Genomic DNA, 14,099 nt, shown 5'->3' on the forward strand with positions numbered 1-14,099 from the left:
ACCGCCGCCGCGAACGGAGCGATCTTCGCCTCCGCCAGCGCACGCACCGACTCCCGGAGCATCTCGTGCTCCTCGGAGGTCCGGTACAGGTCGAAGTCCTTGCCCATGGTCTTGAGCTCCCTGGAAATGCTGGTGGCACCGGACGTCCTCGCGGCACCTGGCTTGTGGCACCCGGAACCGTCCACGGCACCGTGTATGGCACTGAGTACCCTCAGCAAAACACACTCAGTGCCATGACGCCAGAGCGCCCCGACGGCGGACTGCCGTCGGGGCGCTCTACGAGACCGAGCGGTCGGTTTTTCCTAACTCTCCGCATCCGGCGTGTCGGCCTCCTCGCGCCGCCGCCGGGACTCCTCGTACTCGGCCGCCAGCCGCCGCGCGCGCTCCTGGGACATGTCGAGCCCGGTCAGCACCGCCGGGGTGCTGATGCTGGGCAAGACGTGCTGGAGCAGGACGACCACGCGGTGGGTCAGATCGTCGCGATCGCAAACCACCTGGGACATGGTCTGGATGCCCGCGAACGCGCCGGAGAAGAGTTCCGCGGTGTCCAGCACCTTCACGTGGGGCAGGATCTCGCCTCGCGCCTTGGCGACCGTGAGGGCCTCCGCGACCTGGTCCACCCACGCCTGGAACGGCGCCGCGCGGTCCACGCTGGTGGCGCCGCTGTCGAGGGCGAGTGCCACGCTCGCCTGGACGAGCGAGTCGGTCCGCAGCCGGTGGGCGAGGAGGAAGCCCTGGTCCACCAGCTCCTGGAGCTTCACGTCCTGCGGGGTCAGGGGTTCGTCGAGCAGCTGGGCGCTGAGCACCCCGAGGGCGAGTTCTTCCTTGGAAGCAAAGTGGAAATAGAGTGCCCCCTTCGTCACCCCGGCGCGCGCCAGGATCTCCCCGATCGTCGCCCGCTCGTAACCGCGCTCCGCGAAGACCGCCGCCGCCGAATCGAGGATGATCCGCCGGGTCCTGATCGCACGCGCTTGCTGCGCCAAGGTGCCTCCTGCTGTCTCGCTGTCCGTGCTCACCCTGTGACGTGAAGCATTGAAAAGAAAACCGGATTATACGTATTCTACGCGCGGCCTAACTCGGCGAAGCTCGATGGGTGATGCAAGGGGAGTCATGGATCGGAACTTTCAAGGGTTGTCAACTCCCGTCCCCGGACAGTTCGTTCACCGTGCCGATCCCGCCGACATCCTTCCCGTCGGTTGGGCCCGCGTCACGGAGAACCGGTTCTCCGTGACGGCGCGCTGGCCCGCCGTCCATCCCTACTTCGTACCGCGGACGGGCGACCGGTACGACCCGCTCCTGGTCGCCGAGACCATGCGACAGGCGACCATGCTGGTCTGCCACGCGGAGTTCGGGGTACCCGAGGACGATCAGTTCGTCATGTGGGACCTCTCCTACAGCGCCGACGCCGGGGAACTGGTCCGGGACGGGAGGCCGGCGGAGATCACCGTCGACCTCCTCTGCTCGGACATACGCACCCGGGGGCGCGGACTGCGCGAGATGCGCACCTCCCTCGTCCTGCGCCGTGACGGCCGCCGGCTCGCCTCCGGCGGGGGCGGCATCAACTGCACCTCGGCCCCCGCCTACCGCAGGCTGCGGGGCGCCAGGCTCGCCGCGGCGGACGGCCCCGTCCCGCTGCTGCCCGCCCTGCCCCCGCACACCGTCGGCCGCGACCGCGAGAAGGACGTCGTCCTCGCCCCGGGCGACGCCCCGGACCGCTGGCGGCTGCGGGTGGACACCTCCCACCCCACCCTCTTCCGCCGCGCGAACGACCACGTGCCCGGGATGCTCCTGCTGGAAGCCGCCCGCCAGGCCGCCGTGGCCGCCACCGGCGACCCCGCGCTGCCGCCCCTCGGACTCGACGCCCGCTTCCACCGCTACGTGGAGCTGGACGAGCCCTGCTGGTTCGAGGCCGAGGTCCTGACCGGGCTCGGCCGGAACGCCGTCACGGTCCAGGTCCTGGCCCACCAGGGCGGCGCCGCCGTCCTCGACTGCACGCTCACCTCACCGGTGCGCGTCCCGGCGGCGGCCTCGCGCGCGCCCGTCGCCCTCGCCGCCGGCTGACCACCCGCCGGCCACCGTCCGCCGCGCCCGCACCCCCTCACCCGCACCGACCGGAAGAACCCATGGGAACCCGCCTCCTCGTCACCGGCGCCACCGGCTTCATCGGCGGCCGGGTCGCCGCCGCGGCCGCGGCGCACCCCGACCTCGACCACGTGCGCCTGCTCGTCCGGCGCCCGGACGCGGCCGACGCCGCCTACGCGGCCTACGCCGACGAGGGGCACGCCGGCCGGGTCGGCGGCCCCGTCGTCGAGACCGTCCGCGGCGACCTCCGCGACGCCGGGGCCCTGCGACGGGCCTGCGAGGGCGTCGACGCCGTCGTCCACTGCGCCTCCGCGATCGCCGGCGACGAGGAGGAGCTGCGGTCCGTCAACGAGCACGGCACCCGGGACCTCGTCGACGCCGCCGTACGGGCCGGCGCCCCGCGGATCGTCGCCCTCAGCACCGCCTCCGTGCACGGCCGCGGCCCCTTCCGGGCCGCCGACCCCGACGGCCTCCCGCTCGCCCCGGGCTCCGCGACCAGCAGGACCCGGGCCGCCGGGGAGCGGTACGTCCTGGACGCCGGCGGCACCGTGCTGCGGCCCCACCTCGTCTACGGGACGGGGGACCGGCAGGTCGTCCCCGGGCTGCTGAAGCTGCTGGCCGCGCTGCCCGGGCCGCTCGCCGGCGGCGGCTCGCTCCACTCGCTCGTCGAGGTGGACAGCCTGGCGGGCGCCCTGCTGGGCGCCGCCCTCTCGCCGGGCACCCGGCCCGGCGCGTACTGCGTGGCCCATCCCGACCCGGTCTCCGACGCCGAACTGCTCGCCGCCGTCGAGCCCCTGCTGCCCGAGGCGGCGCGGGCCGCCCGGGGCCCCGCCGTGGAACTCGCCGAGGCCCGCGCGCTGCTCGCCGGGAACCCCGTCGCCGCCCACCACCTGGAGCTCTTCGGCGTCGACCACTGGTTCGCCGACGAGCGGCCCTGGACCGACTTCGGACGCGGCCCGGGCCCCGCCTTCACCGCCGCCTTCCCCCGCCACCTGAACTGGTACCGGGGTCTCCTCGCCGCCGGCGGCTGAGCCCCCGCACCCCTCCCGCACCACCCCGCCCCTCCCGCACCACCCCCCGCACGCACCCACGGCACGAGGCAGGACACGACCCATGGCCCGACTGACAGGCAGGACCGCGATCGTCACCGGGGCGAGCCGGGGCATCGGGCGGGGGATCGCCGAGCGGCTGGGCCGCGACGGCGCCCTCGTGGCCGTCCACTACGGCAGCGACGCGACCGCCGCCGCCGCGACCGTGGAGTCCGTCGTGGCGGAGGGCGGCCGGGCCTTCGCCTTCCGCGCCCGGCTCGACCTCCCCGACGCCGTCGACACCTTCTACGCGGCCCTCGACCGGGGGCTCGCCGAGGCCGGCGCGGGACCGGAGGTCGACATCCTGGTCAACAACGCCGGCGCCAGCGGCTCCGGCCGGCTCCACCAGCTCACCCCCGAGGTCTTCGACCGGCTCTTCGCGGTCAACGTGAAGGCGCCGCTCTTCCTCGTCCAGCGCGCTCTCGACCGCTTCCGGGAGGGCGGCCGGATCGTCAACATCTCCTCGCTGACCTCCCGCCACGCCTACCCGGAATCCGTCACCTACGCCATGACGAAGGGCGCCGTCGACACCATGACCCTGGCCCTCGCCAAGGAGCTGGGCCCGCGCGGCATCACCGTCAACACGGTCGCCCCCGGTTTCGTCGCCACCGACATGAACGCCCGCCACCGGGCCACCCCGGAGGCCGCGGCGGCGCTCGCCGCGCACGCCGTCCTCGGCCGGATCGGGACCCCCGGGGACATCGCGGACGTCGTCGCCTTCCTCGTCTCCGACGACGCCCGCTGGATCACCGGCCAGTACCTGGAGGCCGGTGGGGGGTCGGGGCTGTGAGGCCCGGTCCGGTCCGGGGCGCACGGCCTAAGGTGGGGGCACGATGACCAGTTTCCGTGAGAGCGTCCGGTCCCTGCTGCGTGAGCAGGTGCTCGACGCCGCCTACGAGCTCGTGGCGGCCGACGGGTGGGGCGTGCTGCGCATGACGGCCATCGCGCGGGCCGCGGGGATCAGCCGCCAGACGCTCTACAACGAGTTCGGGTCGAAGGAGGCCATCGGCGGGGCGCTCGTCCAGCGGGAGCTGGAACGGTTCCTCGTGGGGATCCAGGGGGAGCTGGACGCGCACCGGGGGCACCTGGAGCGGGCCGCGCGGGCCGGGGTGGGCTACACGCTCCAGCAGGCCGTCGACAACCCGCTGATCAAGAGCGTGCTGCTGGCCGCGCGCGGCGGCGCGGACGCCGACCTCCTCACCTACCTGACCACGCGCGCCGATCCCGTCTTCGGCACCGCGATGACCCTGCTCGACGCCTACGCGATCGAGGCCTGGCCCGACGTGGACGAGGAGTCGCGGGGGCTCGCCGTCGAGACCATCGTCCGGCTCACCGTGAGCCACATCGTCCAGCCGGTGGCCACGCCCGGGGAGTCGGCGCGGCGGATCGCCCGCGTCACCGCCCGGGTCGCCTACCCGGGCGGGCCGCCCGCGGTCTGATCAGGGCCCGCCGAGCGGGACGGCCGCCGACAGGACCGTGCCCTCGCCGGGCGCCGACTCGACGGTGAGGGTGCCGCCGAGCCGGCGGGCCCGGGTGCGGATGGCCGGGAGGCCGTGGCCGCGGACGCCGTCGCCGTCGCGGGCGGCCGCCGGATCGAAGCCCCGGCCGTCGTCGGCGACGTCGAGGACGACCTGGTCGTCGAGGTAGGTGAGGGTGAGCGCGGCGGTACGGGCGTCCGCGTGCTCCCGTACGTTCGCCAGCGCGCCCTGCGCGATCCGCAGGAGTGCCGCCTGGACCCGGTCGGGCAGCCGCCGGGCGGGGACGCCCTCGATGTGGCAGCGGACGGCGAGGCCGCCGGTGGACTCCCGCCGGGCCAGGGTGCGCAGGGCCTCGTCCAGTCCGCCGCCCCCGGCGAGGTCGGCGGGGGAGAGGTCGTGGACGAAGCGGCGGGCCTCGGTGAGGTTGTGCTCGGCGATCGCGGTCGCGGCCCGCACGTGCCGGCGGGCCGCCTCGGGGTCCGACCGCCAGGTGCGGTCGGCGGCCTGGAGCAGCATCTGCTGGCTGGACAGGCCCTGCGCGAGGGTGTCGTGGATCTCCATGGAGAGCCGCTGCCGCTCGGCGAGGGTGCCCTCGCGCCGTTCGGTGGCGGCGAGTTCGCGGCGGGTGCGGACGAGGTCCGCGATGAGTTCGCGCTGCCGCCGGGTCTGCTGGTCCATGCGGACGAAGACGGCGACGCAGATGGCGGCGACGGCGGGCGGGGCGAGCAGGACGTCGAACTCGAAGCGGCCGGCCAGCCGCAGCTGGGCGGTGACCGAAACGACCGTGAGCAGTCCGATGTAGCCCGCCGCGACCGGTGGCCGCAGAGTGCGCAGCCCGAGGTAGAAGAGGGGGATCGAGCACCAGGCGAAGCTCGGAGCCAGGAAGACCAGCGCGATCCAGACGCCGGAGCAGGCGCCGAGCCACAGGTGCCGGCGGGTCCGGCCGGTGGCGAGCGCGGGCTCGGAGACGTACAGCACGGCGAGGGCGGCGGCGAGCGCGACCACCCAGGGGGCGATCCCCTCGCCGGTGTGCCGCATGAGGAAGCGGGTCAGCGAGGCCCCGAGCAGCAGGAAGAAGCCCACGTGCAGCAGGACCCGGAACCAGCGGGCCTCGTCGTCCGCCGTCCGCTCCTCCCGCTCCGGGCCCGCCGCCTCCGTGCCGTCCCACCGCGCCATGCCGTGCCGCACCTCTCCGCCCGCCGACCGGATGAACGGAGCAAACCTCTCATATCTTCGGGCGGGGGCGGGCCGCGGCCGGTGGCGCGCCCGGAGTCCTCCGGGGCCGTCCGACGGCTCGGACCCCGGCCCGCCGGGCCGGGGGCAGGCCGGGCGGCGGGGGCGCGCCCGGAAACGGCGCGTGCGCGTCAGGGAACCGTCAGGACGCCCGGGCGGCCGCCGGACGCGTCACACCCGCTCCCCCTACAGCCAGCCGTTGCGCCGGAAGCCCCGGTGGATGACGTAGCAGGCCACCGCGATCACCCCGAGGACCACCGGGTAGCCGTAGGTCCAGCGCAGCTCCGGCATGTGCTCGAAGTTCATGCCGTAGACCCCGCACACCATGGTCGGCACCGCGACGATCGCGGCCCAGGCGGTGATCTTCCGCATGTCCTCGTTCTGCGCGACGGTGACCTGCGCCAGATGCGCCTGGAGCGCCGAGTCGAGCAGGGTGTCGTAGGAGGCGACCTGCTCGGTCACCCGCGCGAGGTGGTCGGTGACGTCCCGGAAGTACGCCCGGATATCCGGGTCGACCAGCGGCATCGGCCGGGTGGCCAGCGCCGTCAGCGGGCGGGAGAGCGGGGCGACGGCCCGGCGCAGCTCCAGCAGCTCCCGCTTGAGCTGGTAGATCCGCCCCGCGTCGCGCCGGTCCGCCTGGTCGGAGAAGACCGCGTTCTCGATCGCGTCGAGGTCGGTCTGCACCGCGTCCGTGACGGCGAGGTAGTCGTCCACCACGTGGTCCGCCATCGCGTGCAGCACCGCCGAGGGGCCCTTAGCCAGCTGCTCGGGCAGCGCCTCCAGGGCCTCGCGCAGCGGTCCGAGGGAGCCGTGCCCGCCGTGCCGGATGGTGAGGACGAAGTCGGGGCCCACGAAGGCCATCAGCTCGCCGGTGTCCACCACCTCGCTGGTGGCGGTCAGCTCCTCGTGCTCGACGTACCGGACCGTCTTCATGACGGCGAACAGCACGCCGTCGTACTCCTCGACCTTGGGCCGCTGATGGGCGTGGACGGCGTCCTCGACGGCCAGCGGGTGCAGGCCGAAGAGCTCGGCCAGCACCGCCAGCTCCTTCTCGGCCGGCTCGTGCAGGCCGATCCACACGAAGCCCTCCCCGGTCCGGCGGACCTGCCGCAGCGCGTCCTCCGCCGTCGTGCCCCGGACCGTCCGGCGCACCCCGTCGACGTACACGACGCAGTTGACGACCGCGCTGCCGAGCGGCGAGCGCGCCGGGTGGCTCAGGTCCACCGTCCGCCGGTAGGTCCGGCGGACGGCGGTGCGCAGGCGCTGGATGACGGACACGGCGGTACTCCTTCGGCAGACCGGGGCCAGTGTGCCATCGCCCGGCGCCGGAGATCAGCCCCCGGCGGGAGGTGCGCCGAGGACCCGGTCGAGGTACGGGTTGGAGAGCACCCCGGACGGGTCGAGGGAGTCCCGCAGGGCCACGAAGTCGTCGAACCGGTCGTAGCGGGGGCGCAGCCCGTCCGCGCCGAGGTCGTGCATCTTGCCCCAGTGCGGCCGGCCGCCGTAGGAGCCGAGGATCCGCTGACAGGCGTCGAAGTACCGGCGGTACGGCATCCGGTGGTACTGGTGGAAGGCGATGTAGCAGCTCTCCCGGCCCTGCGCGGTGGAGAGCCAGATGTCGTCGGCGGCTGTGAAGCGGACCTCCAGCGGGAACGACACCGGCTCCCCGTGGGCGTCGACCCACGCCCGGAGCTCCCGCAGCGCCTCCGCCGCGTGGGCGCGCGGGATCGCGAACTCGCCCTCGTGGAAACGGACGTCGCGCGCCGAGGCGAAGACGCGGTACGCGTGGTCGGTCCAGCTCCGGGAGGACATCGCGCGCGCGGCGAAGCGGGTGATCGGCGGCACCAGGCGGGGCACGCGGGTGCCGAGCCGGTTCAGCGCCTCGAAGCCGGGGCCGCTCACGGCCTCGTCGAGGCGCCGGGAGAACGCGCCGATGGGGGAGAGGGGGGCGTCGCCGGGGAGCCGGCGGAAGCGGCGGGTGAGCGTGGTCTCGCTGTGCGGGAACCAGAAGAACTCGAAGTGGTCGTTCTCCTCGACCAGTTCGTCGATCCTGCCGAGGGTCTCCGCGACCGGCATGGACGCGTCCCGGGCGTGCAGGGCGTAGAGCGGGACGGTCTGGAGGGTGACCCTGGTGATGATCCCGAGCGCCCCGAGCCCGACCCGGGCCGCCGCGAAGAGCTCGGGCCGCTCGTCCGGCGAACAGACCGTCACCGAGCCGTCGGCCAGGACGAGTTCGAGCGCCCGCACCTGGGTGGCGATGCCGCCGAAGCGGACGCCGGAGCCGTGGGTGCCGGTGGAGATCGCGCCCGAGACCGTCTGCCGGTCGATGTCGCCCATGTTCTCCAGCGCGAGGCCGTGCGAGGCGAGCAGCGGGTTCAGCTTCCACAGCGGCATGCCCGCGCCGACGGTGACGAGGCCGGTCTCCGGGTCGACCGCGTCCACCGCGTCGAGCAGGTCGAGGCGGAGCTGGACGTCCGGGGCGACGGCGACCCCGCTGAAGGAGTGCCCCGAGCCGACCGCCTTGACCCGCAGTCCGTCGCGCACCGCGTCCTTCACGGCCGTCGCGACGGCCTCGGTGTCCGCCGGGCGCAGCACCCGCCGGGGGCGGGCCTCCTCGTTCCCGGCCCAGTTGCGCCAGACGGTGTCGGTGCCGTGCTCGCCGCTGCTCATGCCGGGCGGTCCCTTCGGGTCGGCGGGGCGGTGGACGTGGGTTACCGCCGGTTCTCGTTGACCGGAAGGGTGTACTTGGTCGTCCGTCCAAGTCAAGCGTCCCGGAGCCTTGACTTGGACGGACGACCAAGAGACCGTGACGGCGTCGCCACCGGTCCCGGAGAAGCCCGCGCCTTCCCCGACGAGGTCACGAAAGGCCGCCCACCATGGCAAGCGCCCGCCCCGACGCCGCAGCCGCCGCGCCCGCCCCGCGCCCCGCCGGCTTCGCCGACCTGGAGAAGGCGACCGCCGGACTCCAGCCGCCCTTCGCCGTCGTCGACCTCGGCGCCCTGCGCGCCAACGCCGCCCAGATGGCCCGCCGCGCCGGCGGCAAGCCCATCCGCCTCGCCAGCAAGTCGCTCCGCTGCCGCGCCCTCATCGGCGAGGTCCTGGACCGCCCCGGCTTCTCCGGCGTCCTCGCCTTCACCCTCCCCGAGGCCCTCTGGCTCGCGGCCCACGACCCCGCCGCCGACGTCCTCGTCGGCTACCCCACCGCCGACACCGACGCGCTGCGCCGCCTCGCCGACGACGAGGACGCCGCCGCCCGGGTCACCGTCATGGTCGACTCGCCCGAACAGCTCGACCTCCTCACCGCCGCGATCGGCCCCTCGGGACCGCCGGTGCGCGTCTGTCTCGACCTCGACGCCTCCCTCCGGCTGCTCGGCGGCCGGGTCCACCTCGGCATGCGCCGCTCGCCCCTGCACGCGCCCGGCCAGGCGGCGGCCCTGGCCCGCGCCGTCGTCGCCCGCCCGCGCCTGCGGCTCGTCGGCGTGATGGCGTACGAGGGGCAGATCGCCGGCGTCGGCGACGACCGGCCGGCCCAGCCGCGCCCGATGCGCGCCGCCGTCCGCACGGTCCAGCGGCTCTCCGCCCGCGAGCTGCGCGCCCGCCGCGCCGCCGCCGTCCGCGCCGTCCGCGAGGTGGCCCCGCTGGAGTTCGTCAACGGCGGCGGCACCGGCAGCCTGGAGAGCACCTCCGCCGAACCCGCCGTCACCGAACTCGGCGCGGGCTCCGGGATCTACGCCCCCGCCCTCTTCGACCACTACCGGGGCTTCAGTCCGCTGCCCGCCGCCTACTTCGCGCTGGCCGTCGTGCGCCGCCCCGCCCCCGGCCACGTCACCGTCCTCGGCGGCGGCTGGACCGCCTCCGGCGCCCCCGGCCCCGACCGGCTCCCCGTCCCCGTCCACCCGGCCGGCCTGCGGCTGCTCGGCGCCGAGGGGGCGGGCGAGGTGCAGACCCCGCTCGCCGGACCCGCCGCCGACAGCCTCCGGATCGGCGACCGCGTCTGGTTCCGGCACGCCAAGGCGGGTGAGCTGTGCGAGCGCGTCGACACCCTCCACCTCGTGGAACACGACCGGATCGTCGACGCCGTCCCCACCTACCGGGGCGAGGGCATGGCCTTCCTGTAGCGGGGCCCGGATTCCTCCGCGACGGGTCCGGGCCGTGCCCACGCGGCGGGCCGGGCCGTGGCCGCGCGTCGGGTCCGGGGGCGTGTCCGCGCGGCGAGTCTGGGGCCGTGCCCGCGCGTCGGGTCCGGGGCCGTGTCCGCGCGGCGAGTCTGGGGCCGTGCCCACGCTGCGATTCCTGGCCGTGCCCACGCGGCGGGTCCGGGAGCGTGCCCGCGCTGCGAGTCCGGGGCCGTGCCCACGCGGCGGGTCCGGGCCGTGCCCGCCGCGGTACGGTGACCCGGCCCGACGCCCCGCTTCCCCTCGGCCGTCCGGTCCCGTCCCGGCCCGGCTCCGGCCCGCTCCCGTCCCGGCCCCGCCCCTGTTCCCGTCCCGTCCCCGCTCGCCCGTTCCGGCCCCGCCCCCGTCCCGAGGAGTCCGTCCCATGCCCCGACTCTCCGCCGCCGAGCGCCGCGAGCAGCTGGCGGAGGCGGCGATCCGGGTCATGATCCGCGACGGCGTCGCCGAAACCACCACCCGCGCCGTGGTCGCCGAGGCGGGGGTGCCGCTCGGCGCCTTCCACTACTGCTTCCGCTCCAAGGAGGAGCTCCTCCAGACCGTCATCGAGCGGATCATGGAGCGGAACCTCCCGCCGGCCGGTCTCGCGCACGCGCCGGGCGCCACGCCCTTCGAGCGGATCCGCGCGGTCCTCCACGCCTACTGGGAGCAGGTCCTGGCCCGCCCGGCCGAGCACCTGGTCACGTACGAGGTCACCCAGTACGCGCTCCGCCGGCCGGGCCTGGCCGACCTGGCCCGCCGCCAGTACCGGCACTACCTGGACGTGAACCGCGCCCACCTGGAGTCGATGGCCCGGGCGGCCGGCCTCGCCTGGACCGTGGACCCGGCGGTCCTCGCCCGCCACGGCCTCGGCGTCCTCGACGGGCTCACCCTCACCTGGCTGGTCGACCGCGACGACGCGCAGGCGCTGGCCGCCCTCAACGAGTACGCCCGCTACCTGGCCTCGGTCGCCGAACCGCTGCCCGCCGCCTGACCTCCCGGGGAACGGGCCGGACGGTGCCGGGACCGGCGGTGCGGGGTCAGCGGTCCTCGGCGGCCGGGGTCTCCCTGACCGTGTAGGTGACCGACGGCTCCCGGCGGGCGCCGTCGGCCTTCATCTCCCGCGCCTCCGCCTTGAGGATCCGGGACGCCTTGCCGGCGTTGCGCGCCAGCTCCGGCAGCTTCTTCGCGGCGACCGCCAGGGCGACGACGACCAGCAGGATCGCGATCTCGCTCAGACCGAACACGGGGCACTCCTGGTGGGGACGGACGGGGCGGGACGGGCCCGGGCGGTGCCGGACCCGCGTCAATCTACAGGGACGTAGAAGGACCGGGTAGGGTCGCCCCCCGAACGATGAACGGCACCCGGGTGGCCCGGACGAGCGGCCGGGAACGGGAAGGCGGACGACGGATGAAGAAGCGGGACGCCGAGGGGGCGGAGCCCTCCGGGGCCGCCGGGGCGGGGCGCCGGCGCGGCCAGGGCGAGCTGGAGGCGCAGGTCCTCGCGGCTGTGCGCGCCGCCGGGGGGCCGGTCACCGCCGGCCGGGTGCGGGAACGGCTCGGCGGCGGGCTCGCCTACACCACCGTCATCACCATCCTCACCCGCCTCCACGTCAAGGGTGCCGTCGCCCGCGAACGCGCCGGCCGCTCCTTCGAGTGGACCGCCGTCGCCGACGAGGCCGGGCTCGCCGCCCTCCGCATGCGCAGGCTGCTCGACGGCGAGGGCGACCGGGAGGCCGTCCTCACCCGCTTCGTCACCACCCTCCCCGCCTCCGACGAACAGCTCCTGAGGGAACTGCTCGCCCGCGCGGAGGCGGAGGAGGAGGACCGGCCGGCGGAGGAGGAGCGGCCGGAAGGGGAGGGCTGACGCCGTGGGAGTCTTCGTCTTCCTGCCGCTCGTGCTGCCGCTGACGGCCTGGCCCGTCGCCCGCCTGGCCGAACACCACCTCCACCCGCGCACCGCGACCCGGCTGCTCACCGCCGTCGCCGCCGTACTCGCCGTGTGCAGCACGCTCTGCCTCGCCCTCCTGATGGTCGTCGGCACCGCCCAGCTGCCCGGCAACCCGCTCCCGGACGCCTGGTCGGACCCGGAGGTGCGGGCCGCCCTGCCGTACGACGAGATCGCGGGCCGGGCGGCGATCCCCGCGCTCCTCGCGCTGGTCGCGGTCTGCGCCCGGGTGCTGCTGCGCCACCGCAGCGTCCGCCGGCGGGCCGCCCGCGCCCTCGCCGGGCTGCCGGACGCCCCGGTCGCGGTCCTGCCGGACCCGGAGCCGTACGCGTACGCCCTCCCGGCCGCCGCGCGCCGGGGCCGCGGCCGGGTGGTGGTCAGCCGGGGCATGCTCGCCCGGCTGGGCCCCGCCGAACGGCGGGCCCTCTTCGCCCACGAGCGGGCCCATCTGACCGGCCGGCACGACCGGCTGCTGCTCGCCGCCCGGCTGGCCGCCGCCGCCAACCCCTTCCTGCGTCCGCTGCGCACGGCCGTCGCCTACTCCGCCGAGCGCTGGGCGGACGAGGAGGCGGCGGGGCGGGTCGGCAGCCGGCGCGTGGTGGCGCGGGCCATCGGCCGGGCGGCCCTGGCCTCCGGCGGCACGGGCCCCGCGACCCTGCCGGCCTTCGCCGTCGCCGGCCCCGTGCCCCGCCGGGTCGCCGCCCTCCTCGCGCCGCCGCCCCCGGCCCCCCGCGCCTGGCCGCCGCTCTTCACCGCCGTCGGACTCGCCCTGTGGGGCGCCGTCTCCGGCGTGGCCGTGTCGGCCCTCTCCTCCGCCAACTCGGCGGTCACCCTCTACGCCGTCCTCAAGGCCGCGACCCCGCTCTAGGACCCGTCACCTCGGGCGCCGGAGAAAACGGGTGGGCGGGGGAGACGGGGGCGGCTAGGGTCGGCCCCGTGCGTTCCGTCATCCAGGACTTCCGGGCGATCCGGCTCCGTCCCGCTCACTGACCGCGGTTCCGGCCCCTCACGCGGGCGCGCGCTCCGGCGTGCGCCCCGCCCCGCCGCTCCCCGCCCCGTGCGCCGTCGCGCGCCGCGGGTCGCTTCGGCGTACGCCGGTCCCGAGGTCCACGCGTCCACCGTTACGCCTCAGGATGACGAGGAAACCCCTTCATGCGCATCGACGCGCGCCCCACCTTCGTGTTCGTGCACGGCGGCTCCAGCAACGCCCGTGCCTGGATCCCGCTCCAGAACGAGCTGGCCCTGCGCGGCCACCGCTCGTACGCCGTCGACCTGCCCGGCCACGGCGACTCCGCGACCGGCCCCGCCGCCTACCACCGGCACGACCCGGACCGCGCGGCCGCCCTGGCCCGCGAGGCCTCCCCGATGGACGGCGTCACCCTCGCCGACAACGTCCGGCACGTCGTCGGCGTGCTGCGGCGGCTCGCCCCGCACGGCCCGGTCGTCCTCGCCGCCAACAGCCTCGGCGGCCTCACCCTCACCGGCGTCGTCAACACCGCCCCGGACCTCGTCCACCGGGCCGTCTGGCTGTCGGCGCTCTGTCTCGCCGACCCGGCGATGCTCACCGAGCCGTGGGACGTCGTCGACGACGGCCTGCTCGACGCTGCCGTCGCCAGGATCGCCGTCCCGTACGACGCCCCGGGCCGCGACCCCGGCGTCGTCCGTCTCGACTGGCGCCGCGCCCACGCCGACCCGGAGACCTTCGCCGCGCTCAAGGCCGCCGTCATGGCCGACGCCCCCGACGCGCTCTTCCGGCACTTCCTCGACTCCCTCGACGCGGACGAGAACCACGGGGTCATGGGACCCGACGCGGTGATCCGGCCCGGGGCGTGGCGCCGCGTGCCCCACACCTACGTCCGTCTCGCCGCCGACCGGAGCCTCACCCCGGCCGTGCAGGACCACATGATCCGGAAGGCCGACGCCCTCACCCCCGGCCACCCCTTCGACGTCCACACCCTGCCCACCTCGCACGTCGGGTACGTCAGCAGGCCCGGCCTCTTCGCCGACCTGCTCACCCGGCTGACCTGACCCCGCCCCGCCGGCCCGGACCCGTCCGGCCCGAGGCGCCCCGGTGACCGCCGTACTCCCCGCGGTGGTCACCGGGGCGTTCGGCGGGGTC

At 75.7% G+C, this 14,099-nt stretch carries 15 protein-coding genes; 9 read left to right on the forward strand and 6 right to left on the reverse strand.

Annotated features, from left to right (window positions below):
• Window positions 1-107, reverse strand: a 107-nt coding sequence (locus tag ACF1ED_RS00005) for an acyl-CoA dehydrogenase family protein (RefSeq protein ID WP_242483871.1), incomplete at its 3' end; no start/stop codon positions are given.
• A gap of 195 nt (window positions 108-302) precedes the next feature.
• Window positions 303-983, reverse strand: coding sequence for a ScbR family autoregulator-binding transcription factor (locus ACF1ED_RS00010; RefSeq protein ID WP_391756069.1), 681 nt, complete (start codon window positions 981-983; stop codon window positions 303-305).
• A 127-nt stretch (window positions 984-1,110) separates the two neighbouring features.
• Here ACF1ED_RS00010 and ACF1ED_RS00015 point away from each other — a divergent pair, with 127 nt between their 5' ends.
• The 4 genes from ACF1ED_RS00015 (at window position 1,111) to ACF1ED_RS00030 (ending at window position 4,609) form a co-directional block, all read left to right on the forward strand.
• On the forward strand, window positions 1,111-2,061 hold the full coding sequence (locus tag ACF1ED_RS00015; RefSeq protein WP_391756070.1) for a ScbA/BarX family gamma-butyrolactone biosynthesis protein: 951 nt from the start codon (window positions 1,111-1,113) through the stop codon (window positions 2,059-2,061).
• A 62-nt stretch (window positions 2,062-2,123) separates the two neighbouring features.
• The gene (locus ACF1ED_RS00020) at window positions 2,124-3,113 is read left to right on the forward strand and encodes an NAD-dependent epimerase/dehydratase family protein (RefSeq protein ID WP_391756071.1); all 990 of its coding nucleotides are present in this window, start codon (window positions 2,124-2,126) and stop codon (window positions 3,111-3,113) included.
• 82 nt (window positions 3,114-3,195) lie between these two features.
• On the forward strand, window positions 3,196-3,960 hold the full coding sequence (locus tag ACF1ED_RS00025) for an SDR family NAD(P)-dependent oxidoreductase (RefSeq protein ID WP_391756072.1): 765 nt from the start codon (window positions 3,196-3,198) through the stop codon (window positions 3,958-3,960).
• A 43-nt stretch (window positions 3,961-4,003) separates the two neighbouring features.
• Window positions 4,004-4,609, forward strand: a complete 606-nt coding sequence (locus ACF1ED_RS00030; RefSeq protein WP_391756073.1) for a TetR family transcriptional regulator — start codon at window positions 4,004-4,006, stop codon at window positions 4,607-4,609.
• On the opposite strand, the gene ACF1ED_RS00035 is transcribed toward ACF1ED_RS00030, so the two are convergent.
• From ACF1ED_RS00035 to ACF1ED_RS00045, 3 genes are all read right to left on the reverse strand, one after another.
• Window positions 4,610-5,824: a sensor histidine kinase gene (locus ACF1ED_RS00035; RefSeq protein WP_391756074.1), complete on the reverse strand. Its 1,215-nt coding sequence runs from the start codon at window positions 5,822-5,824 to the stop codon at window positions 4,610-4,612.
• Between the two features lie 243 nt (window positions 5,825-6,067).
• Complete coding sequence (gene corA / locus ACF1ED_RS00040; RefSeq protein ID WP_391756075.1) at window positions 6,068-7,159, reverse strand: magnesium/cobalt transporter CorA; 1,092 nt, start codon at window positions 7,157-7,159, stop codon at window positions 6,068-6,070.
• A 54-nt stretch (window positions 7,160-7,213) separates the two neighbouring features.
• Window positions 7,214-8,551: a D-arabinono-1,4-lactone oxidase gene (locus tag ACF1ED_RS00045; RefSeq protein WP_391756076.1), complete on the reverse strand. Its 1,338-nt coding sequence runs from the start codon at window positions 8,549-8,551 to the stop codon at window positions 7,214-7,216.
• A 206-nt stretch (window positions 8,552-8,757) separates the two neighbouring features.
• On the opposite strand from ACF1ED_RS00045, the gene ACF1ED_RS00050 reads away from it, so the two are divergent.
• Window positions 8,758-9,999 (forward strand): amino acid deaminase/aldolase, encoded by a 1,242-nt coding sequence (locus tag ACF1ED_RS00050; protein WP_391756077.1) that lies wholly within the window; start codon window positions 8,758-8,760, stop codon window positions 9,997-9,999.
• Window positions 10,000-10,420: 421 nt separating this feature from the next.
• Window positions 10,421-11,026, forward strand: a complete 606-nt coding sequence (locus tag ACF1ED_RS00055; RefSeq protein WP_391756078.1) for a TetR/AcrR family transcriptional regulator — start codon at window positions 10,421-10,423, stop codon at window positions 11,024-11,026.
• A gap of 46 nt (window positions 11,027-11,072) precedes the next feature.
• On the opposite strand, the gene ACF1ED_RS00060 is transcribed toward ACF1ED_RS00055, so the two are convergent.
• Window positions 11,073-11,279 (reverse strand): twin-arginine translocase TatA/TatE family subunit, encoded by a 207-nt coding sequence (locus ACF1ED_RS00060; protein ID WP_391756079.1) that lies wholly within the window; start codon window positions 11,277-11,279, stop codon window positions 11,073-11,075.
• A gap of 164 nt (window positions 11,280-11,443) precedes the next feature.
• On the opposite strand from ACF1ED_RS00060, the gene ACF1ED_RS00065 reads away from it, so the two are divergent.
• The 3 genes from ACF1ED_RS00065 to ACF1ED_RS00075 all read left to right on the forward strand — a co-directional run bounded on the left by ACF1ED_RS00065 (window position 11,444) and on the right by ACF1ED_RS00075 (window position 14,008).
• Entirely contained in the window at window positions 11,444-11,899 is a 456-nt protein-coding gene (locus tag ACF1ED_RS00065; protein ID WP_391756080.1) for a BlaI/MecI/CopY family transcriptional regulator, read from the forward strand.
• A 4-nt stretch (window positions 11,900-11,903) separates the two neighbouring features.
• Window positions 11,904-12,848, forward strand: coding sequence for a M56 family metallopeptidase (locus ACF1ED_RS00070; RefSeq protein WP_391756081.1), 945 nt, complete (start codon window positions 11,904-11,906; stop codon window positions 12,846-12,848).
• A gap of 284 nt (window positions 12,849-13,132) precedes the next feature.
• Complete coding sequence (locus tag ACF1ED_RS00075; RefSeq protein WP_391756082.1) at window positions 13,133-14,008, forward strand: alpha/beta hydrolase; 876 nt, start codon at window positions 13,133-13,135, stop codon at window positions 14,006-14,008.
• The last annotated feature ends 91 nt before the right edge of the window (window positions 14,009-14,099 follow it).

The organism is Streptomyces sp. NPDC014656 (assembly GCF_043084305.1).
Lineage (GTDB): Bacteria > Actinomycetota > Actinomycetes > Streptomycetales > Streptomycetaceae > Streptomyces.